The organism is Novosphingobium sp. B-7 (genome assembly GCF_000410615.1).
In the GTDB taxonomy this organism is placed as follows: domain Bacteria; phylum Pseudomonadota; class Alphaproteobacteria; order Sphingomonadales; family Sphingomonadaceae; genus Novosphingobium; species Novosphingobium capsulatum.
This window is the reverse complement of sequence record NZ_KE148431.1, coordinates 1-236: the sequence shown is the minus strand read 5'-3', so window position 1 is coordinate 236 and position 236 is coordinate 1. Positions and strand designations below refer to the sequence as shown.

Annotated in this window: 1 pseudogene; it reads left to right on the top strand. The window is 70.8% G+C overall.

Annotated elements, in window-relative coordinates:
- Positions 1-236: pseudogene (locus H926_RS28905) on the top strand (lytic transglycosylase domain-containing protein); the annotation flags it as partial.

Genomic DNA, 236 nt, shown 5'->3' with positions numbered 1-236 from the left:
CGCGATCCCGACAATGCCGAACTCTATCTCGCGCATTTCCTCGGTGCCGATGGCGCCGGGCGCTTTCTTGCCGGCCTGGCCGCCGATCCCGATGCCAGCGCGGCGGCGCTGCTGCCCAAGGCGGCAGCGGCCAACCGCGCGATCTTCTTTTCCGCCAACGGCGCGCCGCGTTCGCTTTCGGGCGTGATGGACCTTTTGCGCAGCCGGCTCGAGGCTGCCGGCAGCGGCAGCCCGCT